17 protein-coding genes and 1 pseudogene are annotated in these 19443 nt (G+C 42.0%); 14 read left to right on the forward strand and 4 right to left on the reverse strand.

The features are described from left to right. Positions 1-10 precede the first annotated feature (10 nt). From D1970_RS11230 to D1970_RS11280, 12 genes are all read left to right on the forward strand, one after another. Entirely contained in the window at positions 11-892 is an 882-nt protein-coding gene (locus tag D1970_RS11230; RefSeq protein ID WP_119112961.1) for a carbohydrate ABC transporter permease, read from the forward strand. A gap of 10 nt (positions 893-902) precedes the next feature. After that, a complete protein-coding gene (gene gnpA, locus D1970_RS11235; protein ID WP_119112962.1) occupies positions 903-3062 on the forward strand; it encodes a 1,3-beta-galactosyl-N-acetylhexosamine phosphorylase in 2160 nt (719 codons plus the stop codon). Continuing rightward, positions 3063-3230, forward strand: coding sequence for a DUF6903 family protein (locus D1970_RS22405; RefSeq protein WP_181213357.1), 168 nt, complete (start codon positions 3063-3065; stop codon positions 3228-3230). It abuts the gene before it with no gap. Between the two features lie 109 nt (positions 3231-3339). Next, complete coding sequence (locus D1970_RS11240; protein ID WP_119112963.1) at positions 3340-4236, forward strand: ROK family protein; 897 nt, start codon at positions 3340-3342, stop codon at positions 4234-4236. 15 nt (positions 4237-4251) lie between these two features. Next, positions 4252-5421: an SIS domain-containing protein gene (locus D1970_RS11245; protein ID WP_119112964.1), complete on the forward strand. Its 1170-nt coding sequence runs from the start codon at positions 4252-4254 to the stop codon at positions 5419-5421. Positions 5422-5462: 41 nt separating this feature from the next. After that, positions 5463-6611, forward strand: coding sequence for an N-acetylglucosamine-6-phosphate deacetylase (gene nagA, locus D1970_RS11250; protein WP_119112965.1), 1149 nt, complete (start codon positions 5463-5465; stop codon positions 6609-6611). 25 nt (positions 6612-6636) lie between these two features. After that, positions 6637-7572, forward strand: coding sequence for a tagatose-6-phosphate kinase (gene lacC / locus D1970_RS11255; RefSeq protein ID WP_119112966.1), 936 nt, complete (start codon positions 6637-6639; stop codon positions 7570-7572). A gap of 15 nt (positions 7573-7587) precedes the next feature. Further along, on the forward strand, positions 7588-8574 hold the full coding sequence (lacD, locus tag D1970_RS11260; RefSeq protein WP_119112967.1) for a tagatose-bisphosphate aldolase: 987 nt from the start codon (positions 7588-7590) through the stop codon (positions 8572-8574). Between the two features lie 47 nt (positions 8575-8621). Further along, positions 8622-10115 (forward strand): UDP-glucose--hexose-1-phosphate uridylyltransferase, encoded by a 1494-nt coding sequence (gene galT, locus D1970_RS11265; RefSeq protein WP_181213361.1) that lies wholly within the window; start codon positions 8622-8624, stop codon positions 10113-10115. A 213-nt stretch (positions 10116-10328) separates the two neighbouring features. Further along, positions 10329-14228, forward strand: a complete 3900-nt coding sequence (locus D1970_RS11270; protein WP_246370196.1) for an endo-alpha-N-acetylgalactosaminidase family protein — start codon at positions 10329-10331, stop codon at positions 14226-14228. 304 nt (positions 14229-14532) lie between these two features. Beyond that, positions 14533-15441, forward strand: a complete 909-nt coding sequence (locus D1970_RS11275) for a DUF2935 domain-containing protein (RefSeq protein ID WP_119112969.1) — start codon at positions 14533-14535, stop codon at positions 15439-15441. Positions 15442-15515: 74 nt separating this feature from the next. After that, a complete protein-coding gene (locus tag D1970_RS11280; protein ID WP_119112970.1) occupies positions 15516-15854 on the forward strand; it encodes a YmaF family protein in 339 nt (112 codons plus the stop codon). Between the two features lie 177 nt (positions 15855-16031). Here the strand turns inward: D1970_RS11280 and D1970_RS23020 are convergent. From D1970_RS23020 to D1970_RS11300, 4 genes and pseudogenes are all read right to left on the reverse strand, one after another. Beyond that, positions 16032-16177: pseudogene (locus D1970_RS23020) on the reverse strand (GNAT family N-acetyltransferase); the annotation flags it as partial. Between the two features lie 8 nt (positions 16178-16185). Continuing rightward, the gene (locus D1970_RS11290) at positions 16186-16599 is read right to left on the reverse strand and encodes a YgaP-like transmembrane domain (RefSeq protein ID WP_119112971.1); all 414 of its coding nucleotides are present in this window, start codon (positions 16597-16599) and stop codon (positions 16186-16188) included. 197 nt (positions 16600-16796) lie between these two features. Beyond that, positions 16797-17708 carry an SDR family oxidoreductase gene (locus D1970_RS11295; protein WP_119112972.1) on the reverse strand — a complete coding sequence of 304 codons (912 nt, stop codon included), beginning with the start codon at positions 17706-17708 and terminating at the stop codon, positions 16797-16799. A gap of 303 nt (positions 17709-18011) precedes the next feature. Then, the gene (locus tag D1970_RS11300) at positions 18012-18209 is read right to left on the reverse strand and encodes a hypothetical protein (RefSeq protein ID WP_119112973.1); all 198 of its coding nucleotides are present in this window, start codon (positions 18207-18209) and stop codon (positions 18012-18014) included. A gap of 21 nt (positions 18210-18230) precedes the next feature. Here D1970_RS11300 and D1970_RS11305 point away from each other — a divergent pair, with 21 nt between their 5' ends. Then, complete coding sequence (locus D1970_RS11305) at positions 18231-18551, forward strand: aminotransferase-like domain-containing protein (protein ID WP_119112974.1); 321 nt, start codon at positions 18231-18233, stop codon at positions 18549-18551. Between the two features lie 111 nt (positions 18552-18662). Continuing rightward, the gene (locus D1970_RS11310) at positions 18663-19409 is read left to right on the forward strand and encodes a DUF2087 domain-containing protein (protein ID WP_119112975.1); all 747 of its coding nucleotides are present in this window, start codon (positions 18663-18665) and stop codon (positions 19407-19409) included. The last annotated feature ends 34 nt before the right edge of the window (positions 19410-19443 follow it).

Here is a 19443-nt window from a genome sequence, read left to right on the forward strand (position 1 = left end):
TCAATGAACGATGAACAAACAAAAAGGAATGAGTACAGAAACAGCTTATCGATTTTTTATCTACGTCGCCCTTATTACATTGGCAATCTCGATTATTATACCGGTTGGCTGGGTTTTCCTGGCTTCACTGAAGAAAAACTCGGAGTTTTATGGGAGTCCTTGGACGCTGCCCGAAGGCGTCCATTTCCAGAACTTCATAGACGCTTTCCAAAAAGCAAACATGGGCACTTACATGCTGAACTCCGTCATGGTGACGGCATTGGCGCTGCTTATTTTGCTGGTGATTGCCCTGCCGGCTGCCTATGTATTGGCCAGATATACCTTTAAAGGCAGCCGTTTCATGAATGCCTTGTTTAAAGCTGGATTATTTATCAACGTGAACTACATTGTTGTTCCGATTTTCTTGATGCTGCTAGATGGGGATACCTTTTTACTGGAGCAGTTTGGAGAAGGGTTCCTGCTCGACAATCTATTTGTCTTAGCATTAGTTTACGCGGCGACCGCTTTGCCGTTCACCATTTATTTGCTGTCCAGTTACTTTCAATCACTTCCATCTACATTCGAGGAAGCGGCTTTGGTTGATGGAGCCGGATACTTTAAAACAATGATTTCAATCATGATTCCAATGGCCCGTCCAAGTATCATAGCTGTCATCCTATTCAACTTTTTAGCATTTTGGAATGAATACATCATTGCCCTGACTTTGATTCCTGGTCCAAATAAGACTTTAACTGTCGGGCTAATGAATTTAATGGCAGCCCAAAAATCCGCGGCCAATTACGGCCAAATGTATGCGGGAATGGTCCTTGTCATGCTGCCAACCTTGATTTTATACATCATTGTTCAAAAGAAATTAACACAGGGGATGACCCTTGGCGGATTAAAGGACTAGGAGGATTTTCATGGAAAAGAGAAAAGGTCGCGTGACCTTGCCAAGTGAAGAGAATTTTCTAAAGGAAACTAAAGAATTGATGGAGCGTTGGGGTGCTGATGCGATTCGTGATAGTGACGGGACAAAGTTGGATGATGAGATCAAACAATTGGATGCAAAAATTTATACAACTTACTTTGTTGCCCGGGGACAGAACGAATTTGCAAAAAACCACATGGAAGAATGCCAGCAGCTTTATTTGATGAGTTTGTTCAATACAGCACTGACAGAGAAACTTGAAATTGATTTTATGAAAGGCTATTTTGAAGAACAGTTACAGCCGGACTATTTTCATGATCCTAAGAAATACTGGGAAGTTATCGACCGTACAACTGGAAGCGTAGTTGACGCGGAAGATTGGAAAGTATGTGAAAAAACGAACAGAGTCATCGTTATAAATGCAATTCCATGGCACGAATATACAGTATCCTTCTTAGTTTATGCGATTTGGGATCCAACGCAAATGTACAATCACATTACAAATGATTGGGGCAATAAGCCGCATGACATTCCATTTGATGTTAGACAAGCTAACTCCAATCAGCATATGAAGACCTATTTAAAGCAATGGCTAAAGGACAATCCAGATACAGACGTCGTAAGATTCACAACGTTTTTCTATCATTTTACTCTTGTATTCAATAATCTTGGCAAAGAAAAATTTGTCGATTGGTTCGGTTATGGTGCAAGTGTTTCAGTGGCTGCTCTGGATGCCTTTGAACAGGAAAAAGGCTATAGCTTGAGGCCAGAAGATATTGTTGATCAGGGCTATTACAATACGTCATTCCGGGTTCCGACCCCAGCCTTTTTGGATTATATGGATTTTGTGCAAAAATTTGTTGCTGAAGAAGCGAAAAAGCTTGTGGACATCGTCCATGAAAGCGGCAAGGAAGCGATGATGTTCCTTGGCGATAACTGGATCGGTACGGAGCCGTATGGAAAGTACTTTAACAGAATCGGATTGGATGCAGTAGTCGGCAGTGTTGGTGGGGGTGCCACGCTGAGAATGATTGCCGATATCCCGCATGTCCGCTATACAGAAGGCAGATTCCTACCTTATTTCTTCCCAGATACATTTTACGAAGGTAATAATCCCGTGCTGGAAGCGAATGAAAATTGGCTGACAGCCCGGAGAGCCATTCTAAGAAATCCTGTTGACCGGATTGGTTATGGTGGCTATTTAAGTTTGGCCTATAAATTCCCTGAATTTGTTTCATATATTGAAAAAGTGACGGAAGAATTCCGGGAAATACATGACACCATCAAAGGCATTGAACCTTACAGCGGATTGAAAGTAGCGATACTGAACTCTTGGGGCAAGCTGAGAACCTGGCAGACGCATATGGTTGCCCACGCCTTATGGTATAAACAAATTTATTCTTATTTAGGAATTTTGGAATCATTAAGCGGGTCTGCAGTGGATGTCAGCTTTATCAGCTTTGACGATGTCATCAACGATGGTGTGCCGGAGGATATTGATGTCATCATTAATGCCGGCGATGCAGGAACGGCTTTTTCCGGAGGGAATCATTGGAGCAATGAAAAGTTAGTCACGACGATTAGAGCCTGGATTCATAACGGAGGAGGCTTCATCGGAATTGGTGAACCGACAGCCTGTAATCATGAGGGCCACTATTTCCAATTGGCGACTGCCCTGGGCGTTGACAAAGAACTAGGATTCAGTTTATCGACAGATAAATATTTTGTCACACCTGTCGGAGAGCATTTTATTTCTGCCGACAGCACCGAGTTTGATTTTGGTGAAGGAATGAAAAATATTTATGCCTTGTCAGCGGATACGGAAATTATTGAGTACTCAAATGGAGAAGTCCACCTTTCCAGCCATCCATTTGGTGATGGAAGGGCCGTCTATATCGCGGGGCTACCTTACAGTGAAGAAAATACACGGCTGCTGATGCGGGCGTTATACTACGCTGCCCATAAAGAAGAAGCATTCCATAAATGGCATGCCAGCAACATTTATTGTGAAGTCCATGCCTACCCATCGGTTGGGAAAATGGCGATTGTCAACAATTCGATGAAGGAACAAACGTCGGTTGTCTTTGACGGAGATGGCAACAGTAAAGAAGTGACATTGGCACCTAGTGAAATCCGATGGGAGGATTTTTAAATGAGAGCTAATGTATTGATATTTGTTAAAATCGCTGTGTTTATCGTTTGTCTGGCGTTGATCATCATCGGTCAAAAGACAGCTGGCAAACTCGAACTGGGCATGATGTTAATTGGATTGGCGGGTTTATTGGGACTGCTTTACGATTACAATCGAAAATTCGTGTAAAAAAATCGAAAGTAAAACTTGATTGGAGCCTGAACGCTCTTTCCTTCAGGTTCTACTTTCTTCAAAAATTGAATCTGCAGGGTAAATGCAAATTTAGAGGTGCGGGCAAATGAAAAGGGCAATCGGCATAGATATCGGCGGGACGAAGATTGCAGCAGGAATTATCTCTGATACGGGCGGGCTGCTTGAACGCGCAGAAGTAAAAAGCGATCCTTCCGATCGGGAAAATATGTTTGCTAGAGTCGCAGAAGCGGTGGAGCAAGTTCTCGAAAAATCAGATCTTTCAATGGATGACATGGAGGGCATTGGCGTTGGGGTACCAGGTAAGGTGGATCAGGAAAAAGGCATTGCCGTTTTTCAAAACAATTTGCCTTGGCAGCAGTTTCCCATTACCGCCAGTTTAGAGGAACGCTTTGGCACCAAGCTAATAACGATTGACAACGATGTTTATATGGCGGCATTTGCAGAATGGAAAGCGGCGCAGGTGAAAAATGATGAGACCTTTGTGTACGTGACGGTCAGTACGGGAATTTCATGTTCCGTGATTCATAAAGGATCATTTTTCAGGGGCGCAGGTTTTGCTGGAGAACTGGGTTTGATTCCGGTCCTTTCCCATGGAGCGAATGAACGGCTGGAAAAGGTCGCATCCGGGCCGGGGATCCAGGAATTAGCTCAAAAGAGTTTAAAGTTAGGTGCGATCTCAACTAAAAAAGTCTTTGCCAGCTACCTAAAAGGGAAGCAGGAATTCGGGCCAGTTATCGATGAGGTGGCTAACACTTTAGCTCAAGGCCTCTATGCGATTTCCAGCATATTGGACCCGCATAAATTGGTTTTCGGCGGCAGTGTCATCGTGAATAATCCTTTTCTTCTTGAACTGGTTAAAGAAAAGCTGAAAGTCTATCAGCTCCCTGAACAACAGCATCTTTTAGGACAGATGAGCATCAGCACATTGAAGCAGGATAATGGCATCATTGGAGCGGGATGGCGTGTATTCGAAAGGTTATAAAAAGGAGTGTCAAAGATGTTTACACTAAGTAATGAAAAGTTAACATCGTTAGGTGCAACGATCACCACAACGGAAATCAAGCAGCAGCCAGGCTTATGGGATCAAACCTATTCATTGTATACAAAGAAGCACGCAGAGATTCATGCGTTTTTGAAAAAGCTTTCTAAACAGCATGATCGAATTCGTGTCATTTTTACGGGTGCTGGAACGTCAGCTTATGTTGGTGATACGGTCCTGCCATATTTAAAAGGAAGAGTAGATGAGAAACAGTGGGAAATGCAAAGCATCCCAACCACCACTTTGGTTTCCAATCCCTATGAATTCTTAAAAGCGGAAATTCCAACCTTGCTTGTTTCTTTTGCACGAAGTGGCAATAGTCCCGAAAGTGTGGCTGCTGTCGAATTAGCTGAACAAATCGTAAAGAACTTTTATCAGTTAACCATAACTTGTGCAAAAGAGGGAGAGCTGGCGAAACGGGCAAAAGATGATGATCACAATCTTTTATTGTTAATGCCTGAGGGAGCCAATGATCAAGGATTTGCCATGACTGGAAGCTACACATGCATGACGCTGACGGCATTACTCGTTTTCGATTCACTGTTAGCGGAAGAAAAAGGCGAAATCGTCCAAACGATTTGCCAAATTGGAGATAGTGTCCTTAGCAGAGAAGAGGATATCAAAAAAATCATTGAACGTGATTTTGACCGGATTATTTATCTTGGCTCAGGAAGCTTTGAAGGGGTTGCAAGAGAAGCACAGTTAAAAATATTGGAGCTGACTGCCGGTAAAATTGTCACCGCCTTTGATTCATCGTTGGGATTCCGGCACGGCCCTAAATCATTCGTCAATGAAAAGGCGCTCGTCTTCGTTTTTGTTTCTAATCATCCTTATACACGGCAATACGATCACGATATGTTAGTGGAATTGCAACGTGATAATATTGCCAGCTACATTTGTGCCGTAGAGGTCGATGGAAAAATGAATTATGACGGGAACACGTTCTTGTTCGTTGAAAAGGCTCAATCCATCCCGGATGCTTACCTGGCATTGCCTTTTGTCATGATTGGGCAAGCTATCTCATTGCTAGCTTCTATAAAAGTTGGGAATACACCAGATACGCCTTCACCAACAGGTACGGTAAACCGTGTTGTGAAAGGTGTCACCATTCACAAATACAATCATTAGAATTACGTGAACGCCGAGTATATAACTAAGGGGAAAGAAGCATGAGAACATTCATTTTTGCGGAGAAATTTTTTCTTGAAGATAAGGTAGAAGGACCTGGTTTTCTCGAAATAAAAGATGGGAAATTCGGTGCCTATTCAGAAAAAAGGCCAGACGAGTCAGACGAAATCATTGATTATGGGGGGCGGTGGATTGCCCCTGGCTTAGTGGATACACATATTCATGGATTTAGAAATCATGATGTGATGGACAATGACTTTGAAGGATTGAAACAGATCTCTGAAGGGCTGCTGTCTTGCGGTGTTACATCATTTTTGCCGACAACTTTAACAGCTTCAACAGAATCGTTGAATCGTGTGGTTGAAATGATTGGTGCAAATTATACCCGTGTGCAAGGAGCAAAAATTAAGGGGATCTTTCTGGAAGGACCATTTTTTACTGAAACACATAAAGGGGCTCAAAATGAGAAGTACTTTTGCGATCCTTCCATTGACAAGTTGAAAAAATGGCAGGACCTATCGCATCAATTCATTAAAAAGATTGCGATTGCTCCAGAAAGAAAAGGTTCAGCTGAATTTATTGAATATGCAGTGAGTGAAAAAGTCTCGGTTGCGTTAGCGCATAGCGATGCAACGTATGAAGAAGCAAAAACTGCGGTTGAAAAAGGGGCTTCCATATTTGTTCATACTTTCAATGGAATGAGCGGTCTGCACCATCGTGAGCCTGGGATGGCCGGAGCAGCCATGAATTTAAGAGATGTGTTTGCCGAACTCATCTGTGACGGACACCATGTCCATCCTGTTGCAGCAAATATTTTAATGAATACCCGCGGCAGAGATTCAACCGTTATGGTGACCGATTGTATGATGGCTGGCGGAATGCCGGAAGGAAACTATCAGCTTGGAGAATTTCCTGTAGAAGTTAAAGCAGGGGCAGCCCTTATGGCTGGCGGAGGTTTAGCCGGCAGTATCCTGCAATTAAAAGATGTTGTTAAAAATGCCGTCAAATGGGGAATTGCTTCTCCTGCAGAAGCAATTTATATGGCAAGCACCGCGCCAGCTAAAAGCGTCGCGATCGATCATGAATGCGGAAAAATTGCTGAGGGGTATGCTGCTGATTTTATCGTGTTGAATCCTTCACTGGATTTAATCGCGACTTATACTGATGGTGTCTGTCGTTATCAAGATTAAATAACAACCAGAAAGAGTGAGTACGATGATTTTAGCTGTGACCATGAATCCATCCGTAGATATTTCCTATCACGTTGAGTCTTTCAAGTTAGACGATATCAACCGGGTTGAAGATTTACGTAAAACGGCTGGAGGAAAAGGTCTGAATGTTGCCCGGGTGACTGCACAAATGGAAGAAGCCGTCATGGCAACAGGTGTGCTGGGCGGAACAATCGGCGATTATATCGTTCAGGAATTAAATAAGAGCAATATTCCCAATGATTTTTTGAAAATCAAAAAGGAATCGAGAAATTGCATCGCCATTCTTCATGAGGGGATGCAAACAGAGATTTTAGAATCAGGGCCGGCCTTATCTAAAGAGGAAGGCGCTGCCTTTCTAGAAAAATTTGAAGGCTTACTTGCAAACACTTCACTAGTGGCAGTTTCGGGCAGTTTGCCCAAAGGCTTGGCAGCGAACTATTATCAGCAAATGCTTAAGATCAGTCATAAAATGGGCGTTCGCATGATTTTGGATTCATCAGGAGAATCGTTGAGTCAAGCCTTGCTGTGTGAGAAAAAACCATTTGCTATAAAACCAAATACAGCGGAATTGTCCCAGCTTTTGGGCATGAAAGTGGACGCAGAAATCGCGAATTTGAAACAGACATTAAACCACCCGCTATTTCATGGGATTGAATGGATCATCGTTTCCATGGGCGGTGAAGGAGCCTTTGTCAGGCATGGTGATGATGATTATAAGGTTACAATCCCGAAAATAGAAGTGGTCAATCCTGTTGGTTCCGGTGATGCAACTGTTGCTGGTTTTGCAGTGGCCCTGAACCGGAATCAATCGGTCGAGACTATATTGAAAACGGCTATGACGACGGGAATGTTAAATACGATGGAAGCTGGAACCGGTTATATTGATGTGAACAAGATGAACGAGTACTTTGATTTTATTAAAGTCGAGAAAGTAGATTGAGAGAGGAGCATGACGATGTTACAGCTTACCAGTAATAAAATGGAAGCGTTGAAACGCCTATCAGATGAAAATGGTGTAATTGGAGCATTAGCCATTGACCAGCGTGGCTCATTGAAAAAGATGATTGCATCCGGCGGGGCGAGCCATGTTGGAGATGAAGGCATTATCACTTTCAAAGAATTGGTTTCTAAGGAATTAACACCATATTCGACTGCGATTCTCTTAGATCCAGAATACGGTCTGCCCGCAGCAAAGGTCCGTGACAAAGATTCAGGCTTATTAGTTGCCTATGAAAAAACAGGCTACGACGCGACAGAAGTGGGCCGCCTTCCGGATTTACTGCCGGAATGGTCTGTGAAACGGTTAAAAGAAGCTGGTGCCGATGCAATCAAATTCTTACTCTACTATGATGTCGATGAAGATGAAAAAATCAATAATTATAAACATGTCTATATGGAACGAGTGGGATCAGAGTGTGTTGCAGAGGATATCCCATTCTTCTTGGAAATTGTCACATATGATGCTGAAAATGATGATGTAAAAGGTAAAGCTTACGCAAAGGTAAAACCGCATAAAGTGATTGGCGCAATGAAGGAGTTCTCCAAGCTGCAATATTATGTTGATGTGCTGAAAGTAGAAGTTCCGGTGAATATGAACTATGTGGAAGGCTATACAGAGGGAGAAACTGTTTACAGTAAAGAAGAAGCTGCTAGCTTTTTTAAACAACAAAGTGATGCAACCCAGCTGCCATTTATCTTCTTAAGCGCGGGAGTAAGCGCGAAACTATTCCAGGAAACTTTGAAATTCGCCAAAGAGTCAGGTTCTACCTTTAACGGCGTTTTATGCGGCCGGGCAACCTGGAAGGACGGTGTCGCACCTTTTACTTCAAATGGTGTGCAAGCAGGCCGTGACTGGTTGCAGGATGCAGGTAAAAGAAATATTGAAGAACTGAATCTCGTATTGAATGAGACAGCTAGCTCATGGTTCGATAAAGCAAATTAATAACAAGCGAGATACTGTAGATGAAGACAGGGGTAGAGGTGAAGAAAGTGATTCATCAACTGGTTCAACAATTAATCAATCAAGCGATTAGTGCTCAATTAATGGAGAAGCAAGATGAAATCTATGCCCGAAATAAAATCTTGTCTCTTCTGCATTTAACGGAGTTCAAAGAAGCGGAAGCAGCAGGGGAAACTGGCCAAGATATCCCTGATTTACTGGAACAATTGATAGAATATGCGTGTGCTCATAAAGTAATAGAAGATATTTTTGATGATAAAGAAATCTTTTCGAGCAAGCTGATGAACTGTCTGATTCCGCGTCCATCAGCTGTTAATCGGCTTTTCTTTGAAAAATATCATCAAAGCCCGGAGTCTGCCACCGAATATTTCTATGAGTTTAGTAAAAATAGTAACTACATACAGATGAAGCGGATTCGGAATAATATAGAATATAAGGTTGATACAGACTATGGCGAGATAGATATTACGGTTAATTTATCGAAGCCGGAAAAAGATCCTAGAAGTATTGAGCTCGAACAGACAATGGAGAAAACAGACTATCCGAAATGCTTGCTTTGTGTTGAAAATGAGGGGTATGCAGGGAGAATTGGATATCCCGCCCGATCTAATCACCGAATGATTCGGGTTGATTTATTGGGAGAGGATTGGTATCTGCAGTTTTCACCGTATATTTACTACCATGAGCATTGTATTTTGCTTTCAGAAAAGCATACGGATATGAAAATTTGCCCAACAACTTTTTTGCAAATAATCACTTTTGTTGAGCAGTTTCCTCATTATTTTGTTGGCTCGAATGCGGACTTGCCAATTGTAGGCGGTTCGATTTTATCCCATAATCATTATCAAGGCGGCCATTACGAATTTGCCATGGCAAAGGCGGATTCAGACTGGACCTTTGAAATGTCAGGGTTTCCTGATGTAAAATGCTCCATTGTTAAATGGCCGATGTCTGTTATCCGTCTTCATTCGGAACAAATAAGCGCTCTTGTAGAAGCCGGGGCACATATTTTGAAGCAATGGCAAAATTATAGTGATGATACGCTTGGAATCATCTCAAGAACGGGTGAAACCCCGCACAATACGATTACGCCCATTGCGCGAAAAAATGGAGATGTATTTGAACTGGACTTGGTTTTGCGTAACAATCGAACGAGCGATGCACATCCACTGGGCATTTTTCATCCCCATGAAGATGTCCACCATATTAAAAAGGAAAACATCGGCCTGATCGAAGTGATGGGGCTCGCCGTTTTACCGGCACGTTTGAAAGTGGAGCTTGAGCAAGTGCAAAAATTTATACTTGGCGAAATACATCATGTTGCCGATTATCATTCCGCATGGGCTGAAGAGTTAAAAGTACGTTACAAAGATGTTGCTAATCAGGCAAATGTTGAGGTGCTTGTAAGAGAAGAAGTAGGCAAGAAGTTTTTGAAGGTGCTGGAAGATGCCGCTGTTTTTAAACGTGATGAGAAAGGAAAAGCAGGATTTTACCGCTTTATCCGTACCTTGGATATGGAATAAATATGATATAGCTTTACAATGAACAGTCTATTTACTGTTCATTGTTTTTTTACATTTATAACAATATTCCTAAAAAACAAGACAATATCGTTATTGTGTAAGCGCTTTAATAAAGGATAAAGTTACAAGTAGAGGGTAATATTCGATCTTCGTACAACAAGTAAAAGATATTGACCTCTATCAAAAGTATCACAATTCTAAGGAGGAGAGGATTTGGGTAGCAAGTATTACAAGAGATCTAGTCATATTCTGCTTGCATCAGTATTATTCTTGCCAACTGTTTTGACGGGAGTTATGCCGACTTTACAGGTAGAAGCGGAAACAACGAATCCATCGGTTACAATTTCGCCTGAAGAAAATGAGGTAAATCAGATTGTAAAACAGACAGACCAACAGGATGGAGGCACAGCAACAGAAGAGGGAGAACTTGTTGACATCACGGATAACAAACTGGAAAATGGTGATTTGAAAATTATCTCGGGTGACGGAAGCGTTACTTATAATGAAGATGGTTCTGCAACTTTCCATGTTACATCTACCCAAAAGAATCGTATTGTCTACAACCAAGTAAAAGAAATAAAGAATGGTATATTTGAAGCGGACATCACTCCGGAAACGGGAGTTATGAACCGTTTTGGCCTCATCTATCGTGTCCAAAGCCCATCGGCCTACACGTATGTGGGAACAGGAGACCGGAACAACCTGTACTTTGGCGAGACCTTTGGTCCTTCCAACAGCTGGACGGATATGACTTCAAACGTACCGTTAGAAGCAAATAAAACCTATCATTTACGATTGAAATTCATGGACGATGAAGCTACTTTATACATTAATGATCAAAAGGTAAATTCCTGGACATTGACAGGCGGCGTGAATCAGGCCGGCTTACTCGGATTTGAAAAAAGCCGTGGTGCTGCCAATATTAAAATTTCTAATATTAAAATAAAAGAAAATGTTCCTCCTCAAGAACCAAACATTCCACCTATTGAGGATACATTAACATCCGACTATATGGATGTCATGATTGACCAAGTATTCCCTCGAGTAATCGAGTACCGGGTTGGAGATAAGGTGATGGACGGGCAAAAAACGTCTGTTTACGGATTGAAAGTGAACGGAAAGCTTTATTATCCGGAAGTAAGCTTTGAAAAGCTAAGCAAAAGCGAAGCGCTGTATACATTAAAGGTAAGCGATGAATATGAGAACCTTGATGCGGCCTTCAAAGTTTCTTTGAAAGTTAAAAAAAATAAAGTTATCTACACTTTCGAAGAAATCAAAAATAGCGGAAGCGCAAAAATTGAAACGGTTGAATTTGCTGACATGAACTTCATCTCAGTCAATTCAGCTCAAGCCAATGCCAAAGCGAAATTAACAAATCTCAGCAGTAATGTGACGAAACCGGGGGATGTCGATGTGACTGTCGACTCGTCTCTAGGAGGCATTGGGAATTCTGAAAGTTATTATACTGCTTTCTTGTCAACGGACTCGTTGAGTGCAGGTGTATGGTCGTCTTCGGAAGTCAATGGCTATCGTAACCTGGTTGCCCATCGGTACGAGAATGAGGATGGAACGAAAGCCGTGGGCATTGGTTCTAGCCAGCTCTATTATCAAAGGGCATTTATGCCGGAACCCCAATCCAATAAACCGACAGTGAAGATTGCGATTGCTGACGATATGAACAATGATAATGAAGTGGACTGGCAGGATGGGGCGATTGCTTATCGTGAGATCATGCAGTACATTCCAGGATCGGAAGATGTAAACAATCTTGTCGGTACACGGATCGCGATGAATTTTGGATCACAGGCGCAACAGCCATTCCTAAAAACATTGGATCATGTTAAAAAGGTAGCGCTCGCTACCGATGGATTGGGCCAGTCTGTGCTGTTAAAAGGATATGGTAATGAAGGCCACGACAGTGCACACCCGGATTATGGAAATGTCGGTGAGCGGATTGGCGGCGCTGCCGATTTACAAACACTGATTCGTGAAGGCCATAAGTACAATTCTGAGTTTGGGGTCCATATTAATGCGCAAGAAACCTATCCAGAAGCAAAAGCTTTCAGTGAAGATCTGATTGATGGACCAAACTCCAGAGGATGGGGATGGCTGGATCAATCCTATACAATCAATAAATTAAAGGATTTGTACTCAGGAACACGTGCAAAACGACTGGACGAATTAAAGGAAGCTGCACCAGGCCTTGACTTCGTGTACTTGGATGTATGGTATCAGGATCAATGGGAATCCAATCGTATTTCAGAGCAGTTCCTAGATCGGGGCTGGAGAGTGACAACCGAGTTTGGGAAGGCAGTGGCCAATTATTCTACATGGCAGCACTGGGCTACGGATAAGAACTACGGCGGGCCAGCCAACAAGGGAATCAACTCTGAGGTCCTGCGTTTTATTAGCAACCACCAAAAGGATTCTTGGGTGCTGAATTGGCCTGAGGCAGGCGGAACGGCTGATCATCCATTGCTTGGCGGTTTTGAATTAGCCGGTTTTGAAGGCTGGCAATCTGATAAGAACACTGACCAGTTTATCCGAATGACATTCGATACGAATGTCCCAACGAAATTTTTGCAGAAATACTACGTCAATGATTGGGAAAATAGCGAAGGCGACAAGGAAAAAACCAATCTGGAAAAAGAAATTACATTGAAGGACCCAAGCAACGGAGATGAAGTTGTCGTAACAAGAAAAGACAACTCAAGAGAACGCGTGATTACCCTGAATGGAAATATTGTCCTTGATGAACATGCGTATCTGATTCCATGGATCAAACAGGATTTCACTGCACTGACACCAGATTCTGAAAAACTGTACCACTGGAACCTAAAGGGCGGTACCACAACTTGGTCGCTCCCAGACGAGTATGCAGGCGCATCTAAAGTCTATGTATATAAATTGACCGACACAGGCAGAAAAGATGCTCAGAAAGTCAAGGTTGTCCAAAATCAAATTACTTTGAAGGCGGACGCTGCCACTCCTTATATTGTTGTACCGAAAAAAGAAAAAGGCTTACAAGTGGGCAATTGGAGTAAGGATGCCCATGTATATGACACAGGGTTCAATTCAGGAACCGTTAAAGACCAGTATACAAAGGTTGCCGGAGATAAGAATGCTGTGAGTGTCGCTCGCACAAGTCAAAAGAAAGATGACCATACCTTGAGCAGCGGGGACTATTATTTGAGCATGAAAAACCCGGCACGCAATACAAGCGTGAGCCGCACCATAACTGACCTTGAACGTGGCAAAGATTATGTGGCGGAGGTTTATGTGGAAAATAACAGTGATGTGAAGGCTGGCATCAAAGTGAATGGCGGAGCTAAAGCTGCAAGCAATTACTCGCTGCGCAGTTTGCAAAAGAATTATGTAAAAGCAGACTCGCACGCCACAAATGATGGCTACGACAGCAAAATGCAGAGAATGCAAGTAAGCTTTACAGCTACTTCTAATAAGGCAGAATTAATCCTTAGCCGCGAGGCAGGAAAAGGCAGCACAAAATTTGACGATATTCGTATCATTCAAAAATCTTTAAAAAACAAAGTATCTCCAACAGTATTTGAACAAGACTTTGAATCCGTCGTGCAAGGAATTTACCCTTTTGTTATTGGCAATACAGAAGGAGTGGAAGATAACCGGATTCACTTGTCTGAATTGCATGCCCCATATACACAAAAAGGATGGGCAGGCAAAAAATTAGTGGATGACGTCATCGGGGGAAACTGGTCCGTTAAAGTGAATACCGGAAACAATGGATTACTGTACCGCACCATTCCGCAGCATTTCCGCTTTGAACCGGGTGTTACCTATAAGGTTTCATTTGATTACCAAACAACTGCTGACTCCTACCGCATCATATCAGGAGACCAAGAGATTGATGTAACGAGTATTGCGGATGCAAAAGGTTTAAGCGTAAATGATACACTTGCTGCATCAACCGAAACCAAAACGGCTGAAATTACTGTCACTGGCTCCAAGAATGGCCAAACCTATATCGGAATTTTCAGTGATGGTACAGACTTGAATGAGGATACAGGCGAAGGAACATTTATTGTCGACAACCTGAGAATTGAAAGTCTGGCACCTGTTTCTAAATCTGCAAAGTGATATGAAATAATAATAGATAAGAGAGAATGAGTATGTTTCTTTTACTGTAAGCTACCATTTAATATCCGCCAAAAAGCAGCTTTCTTGTTCAAATGATTCCAGATTAACCTATATGATTCCCCTGATTTAATGTGATTTTTTGCATTTGTATCAGGGGATTTTTTTATCTCGTTGTTCATTTTTAAAAATTAGATATTTCCCCCAATAGCCTTGTGGAATTTGAAATTAATTTGAAGATGAAAACATATTTTTATCTTCAAATAAATATCTTAAGTAATATAGCCACAGGATTGGGGGAAGAAGCATGCAGAATAAGCCGCAATTGCCTGGTCATATCAGTATGGACCAGTTTAATCAGATGTTAGTTGCACCTGAATCGTTCGCTGCAAAACCTGAGTCTCTTACTGAACAATTATTTGTTGAACGTTCTCTAACTGAAAATAGATTTTGGCTCAGGATAATGAAAGAACACGCACTTTTCTTAGGCGACGGATTTAATCGAAAAGATACTCAACTAATACAACAAACTGACAGGTTTCATTATTATTTTGAACAGCAGGAAAAAAAGTCGTATCAAGTGCCAAACAATGTGGCGTTAGTAAGGAAATTAAATGAGGAAAGTATTGAATTGGTTCATGGGTTCAGGAATTTTAAGCGGAATTTACTTATTATGATAATAAATTGTAGAGTGAGCGGCTTTAATTTTCCTTTGCTTGTTGATCATATAGCCCGTGAAGCCGAATATTTTATGAGGACACTAAAGAAATTTAATCAGGGAATCTTAGAACCTATTCAGGATGCCATCATTAACGAAAATGTATTCTGGCTGAGAATAATGATGGAGCATTCCCGTTTTATCTCATCATTAATGGACCAGTCTGAAAGAAACCTAGTCAATACTGCCAGGAAATTTGGAGATGATTTTGAGACACTATTAAATCAAGCAAGAGATGTAGAGTCAATGTTATATCATAAGCAGCCTACGTATCCAATAATCGGGAAAATGAATAAAGACAGTGAAAATGCAACTACGGAACTTCGAGCATTTAAGAAAGCCGGGCTGGATCTTATTCAATCTTGTCAGATTCGTAGCGTGATAAATCCACTATTAGCAGACCATGTTTTACGGGAGGCAGACCACTTCCTGTATATGATTCACGTTTTAGAAGAAAGGTTAAATGCACAAAAAGTTGCAGAACAGCATATGCAATAATGGATTATGTAACTTGCCTGTAAAAAATTTAACAAGATATAGCTGGATTGAACAAATTGACAAGAGGTGAGTATATGCCTAAAGTTGGTAAGGATGATTTCGTTAACGGATTTGTACCGCACCACACTCATGGTTCAGTTGACTATACTTCGGTTGAGGCGGGGCATGTTCATCAATGTTTAGATGTTACTTCTCCCCCTATAGTGACTCAGGACCACAATCATATTCATTTTACCGAGGGATATGTTGTCTTTGAAAATGGGCATTACCATCGTTATAAAGCTTATTCTGGACCAGCAATTCCAGTAGGAAATGGCATGCATGTTCATTATTATGATTTTTATACGACTGAAAATGATGGGCATCGCCACCGTGTAAGAGGTGTGGACCAGCCAGCTCCAGGTAATAAGTGAATTTTTAATAATGCTACAGTGACCAGCCTAGCTACAAATAGGTTGGTTATTTATTTTTGCCCTCACATCTATGCTTCAGAATCGTGATTACAGATACTTGTGCTAAAGAAAAGAAGGTATCACCGATTTTAAAACCGCTCAATGGTTTTCCCTCTCTTTGAAAATGGGAAAAAGAGACTATGTCTTAAAGATAATGGACATACCCTCAATCCTTCTTCTCCAAATCATATGGTCAAATCCTTCACCCCAAGAATCTTTCAACAGAAGTCCGGCTCTCCGAATTTCTTCTTCCATATCTTCTGTGCATTCCTGTACCTGCTATCCCTTTTTTTCAATTTCGTTCCTTAAGAAGCTGCAGCAGTGCATCTCTTTCTTCATTAATTTCTGATGCTGTCCTCACATTTAATCTTCGTATCAACGATAGAGGAGGGCACCAGCCCTGGAGGGAATGCTGGATCATAAATCCGCTTGCAATGCCTGATAATATCATCCACTTTTTACTTTTCCTAAGTCCAAGTATGGAGGATAGCAAAACAACGGAAGCCAAGTTTGCCTTCAGGACCCGCTCTGTGTCCCATTCAAGATCTAATTCCGTAAGCCGTTTTCTTATTTCGCTTGTGTTTTGTTTTCTATAGTAGACTAAACTTTTATCAATTCTTTTTTGAATGGAACGATTTATGTAAGGTGCCGTGTTCATATTAACTTTTTCGGTCATCGGGGGTAATAGCGTGCTTTCAGATGCCATACAAGATCACTCGCTTTCATTGTCATATTTCCGGTCTGCACCACGTAGTATTTCACTTTACCTATAACCTGATACCCGGGAATGTAAACGGAAAAATTTTGAGAGCAGAAAAGAGAGACCGGTATTAAAAGGCTCTTTACAAAAGATTCAACCTAATAAAATCAGTGGGTTTAGCATATGGAAACCTGGTTTTTACTTTATCGGTACCCGCTTGCATCAGCGGGTTTATCCGCTTCTTGGACTTCGACCAGATATCGCCAGCAATCAGGCGAGGAACCATCAAGGTCGGTAAATCCATAAACCTGTGCGAGTTGTCCGCTGGAAAGAGATTGGCCAGTCCAACGGGCTACATTGAGATCAGCCGCTAAAGCTACAACCGCTCGTCCTACAAAACGCGGTGTTTCCGAAATGACAAAATGAGGTTCTTGTTCAATTGCATCCTGCCAGTTATCTTCGGTTACTCCAAAGTGGTCCAGCATCATTTCTGAGCGCATCCAACCTGGAGTAAGACTGACAGCTGTACATTGATGCGGACGAAGCTCCTGGGCCAGGCTCCACGCCATGCGGTTCACAGATGTCTTTGCCAAGTCATAAAACAGCGATAGCCGATAGTTTTTAGCGTTGTATTCTGCAGTGCCGTCCGTCATTTCAATGACGAGGCCGTTTTTATACTTAATCAACAACGGCAAGGCATAGTGACTTGTGATGATGTGCGTGTCAATTGCCTGGTGGAGCATTCGAAGCCCTCCATCTATGGAGTGCTCCCATACAGGTACATTCCATTCAAGGAGATTTTCACCGCCCCAAACGTCATTAACGAGTATATCAAGCTGGCCCTGCTCTTCCTCGATGCGTTCCATTAAGGCTTTAACCTGTTCTTTTTTTAAATGATCCGTTTGTACGGCAATTCCTTTGCCCCCAGCTTTGCTGACAAGCTCTGCTGTCTCTTCAATAGTTTCATCACGGTCATAATCTGAGCGCTGTGCACGTGTCGTGCGGCCGGTTACATATACCGTCGCTCCAGCTGCTCCTAGTTCAATAGCAATCCCCCGTCCAGCCCCTCTAGTTCCTCCAGCAACCAAAGCCACTTTTCCGCTTAAAGGTTTCATAATACCTCCTGCCCCCTTTGCCATTAGATGGAATTCTAAATCCATTTGAACATTTTTATAGTATATAATCAAGATACAAACAGCCTGCGGGTCTAACATACCATTCGGTTCGGGTACATGCTATTTTAATAGGTTTATTAAGTACACAGGTATAAATTTAATTGGTACTTAATACATTCCTACAAGAAGGAAGGGTAAATGAACAATGAAGACAAAAAACGTAAAAAGGATGACCGAGATTTGTTTGACAGAACATTTGTCGGCAGTCCTGGTGTCATGATCCGGATCATTTTATAAGTGATTTTATTCTTTGTGATAATCAGTAATTTTAACAATCAGCAGCCCGCTCTCCGTTGTGAGTGCGGCTGTTTTTAGGTTTGCAGCGTTTTGGGGAATTCCTATAGCTACTGGGATTATATCACCGCTGATCGGGAATCTATCGCTTCTAATCAATACAGTTAGTTCGAAACATCCAAGGATGAATTTTTCGAACAAGGCCATTGGTACCGGCACATCCGCAGGATGCGAAACACATACCGGAATAAACATCTTGCATTAATCGAACTGATTACAGACTATTTTGGCGATGCGGTTGAGATCACCGGGCACAGCGCGGGGCTGCATATTCAAACGACGGTAAAAACATCAAGTACCGCAAAGGAACTGCTTCAACTGGCGGAAGGAAAAGGCGTCCGTGTGTATGACTTCCGGCAAATGTGGATGAGCCGGGAGGGGACCGGCTATCCCAATATATATTTAGGATTTGGGGGAATCAGTGAGGGTGACATGGAAGCGGGAATCCTGTTATTGAAAGAAGCCTGGGAGGATGTCCTAAAAAAATAATTCAAACATTTATTGAAAATGTTTGACAATAGACAAACCAAAACGTAATATGTTTATATAAGGACAAACGTTTAAAGATTTTGTTTGCATTAAATTGAAGGTGGTATAGCTATGGAGATTTCGGAATCATTTTGGAACGCGTCGGTTGAAGAACTTAAACGGGGATATGTTGAAGATAGCCATTCGTATATTTGCCTCCTGTGCGGCGAGAAATTTGAAAAAGGGATTGTTTATCCTCATGACAAGGTGTTATTCGAAGCGGAGCGGTATACACGTATCCATATTGAGAGCACACACGAATCTGTATTTCACTATATGATCGGGCTGGATAAGAAACTGACCGGCCTCACAGACCATCAAAATCAGCTTCTTCGACTTTTTTATCAGGGTAAAAGTGACAAAGAGGTCCAAAAAGAGATGGGCATTGGCAGCGCCAATACAATACGGCACCATCGTTTTGCATTAAAAGAGAAGGAACGGCAGGCAAAGATCTTTTTGGCGATGATGGAATTGCTGAAAGAAAAAGACCAGTATGCGCCAGCTTTTATCACTCCGCATAAAACAGCCAGGATGGTCGATGAACGATATGATATTACGCAGGAAGAACAAGAAGGAATCGTTAAGAAATTCCTTCCGGAGGGACGCTTGAAGAAATTTCCGCCGAAGGAAAAACAGAGGCTTGCTGTCTTGATGGAAATTGCAACGCATATTGAAAAAGAGCGTATGTATAGCGAAAAAGAATTGAACGCCATACTGGAAGGTTTTTACGAGGATTATGTCATTATCAGAAGATATTTAATCGAGTACGGATTTCTAGATAGAGAAGCGGATGGAAGCAAGTATTGGCTGAAAAAATAACAAAGTGAAATTTTATCGTATTCATTCCGAACCT

Source organism: Mesobacillus zeae, assembly GCF_003570705.1.
In the GTDB taxonomy this organism is placed as follows: domain Bacteria; phylum Bacillota; class Bacilli; order Bacillales; family Cytobacillaceae; genus Mesobacillus_C; species Mesobacillus_C zeae.

What these genes read in the sequence shown, in the direction of transcription:
- D1970_RS11290 (WP_119112971.1), bottom strand. Translation starts at nt 16,599, where the DNA reads ATGGCATCTGAAAGCACGCTATTACCCCCGATGACCGAAAAAGTTAAT.
- D1970_RS11295 (WP_119112972.1), bottom strand. Translation starts at nt 17,708, where the DNA reads ATGAAACCTTTAAGCGGAAAAGTGGCTTTGGTTGCTGGAGGAACTAGA.
- D1970_RS11245 (WP_119112964.1), top strand. Translation starts at nt 4,252, where the DNA reads ATGTTTACACTAAGTAATGAAAAGTTAACATCGTTAGGTGCAACGATC.
- D1970_RS11300 (WP_119112973.1), bottom strand. Translation starts at nt 18,209, where the DNA reads ATGGCCTTGTTCGAAAAATTCATCCTTGGATGTTTCGAACTAACTGTA.
- D1970_RS22405 (WP_181213357.1), top strand. Translation starts at nt 3,063, where the DNA reads ATGAGAGCTAATGTATTGATATTTGTTAAAATCGCTGTGTTTATCGTT.
- D1970_RS11305 (WP_119112974.1), top strand. Translation starts at nt 18,231, where the DNA reads ATGCGAAACACATACCGGAATAAACATCTTGCATTAATCGAACTGATT.
- D1970_RS11310 (WP_119112975.1), top strand. Translation starts at nt 18,663, where the DNA reads ATGGAGATTTCGGAATCATTTTGGAACGCGTCGGTTGAAGAACTTAAA.
- D1970_RS11275 (WP_119112969.1), top strand. Translation starts at nt 14,533, where the DNA reads ATGCAGAATAAGCCGCAATTGCCTGGTCATATCAGTATGGACCAGTTT.
- D1970_RS11240 (WP_119112963.1), top strand. Translation starts at nt 3,340, where the DNA reads ATGAAAAGGGCAATCGGCATAGATATCGGCGGGACGAAGATTGCAGCA.
- nagA (WP_119112965.1), top strand. Translation starts at nt 5,463, where the DNA reads ATGAGAACATTCATTTTTGCGGAGAAATTTTTTCTTGAAGATAAGGTA.
- lacD (WP_119112967.1), top strand. Translation starts at nt 7,588, where the DNA reads ATGTTACAGCTTACCAGTAATAAAATGGAAGCGTTGAAACGCCTATCA.
- lacC (WP_119112966.1), top strand. Translation starts at nt 6,637, where the DNA reads ATGATTTTAGCTGTGACCATGAATCCATCCGTAGATATTTCCTATCAC.
- gnpA (WP_119112962.1), top strand. Translation starts at nt 903, where the DNA reads ATGGAAAAGAGAAAAGGTCGCGTGACCTTGCCAAGTGAAGAGAATTTT.
- D1970_RS11280 (WP_119112970.1), top strand. Translation starts at nt 15,516, where the DNA reads ATGCCTAAAGTTGGTAAGGATGATTTCGTTAACGGATTTGTACCGCAC.
- D1970_RS11230 (WP_119112961.1), top strand. Translation starts at nt 11, where the DNA reads ATGAACAAACAAAAAGGAATGAGTACAGAAACAGCTTATCGATTTTTT.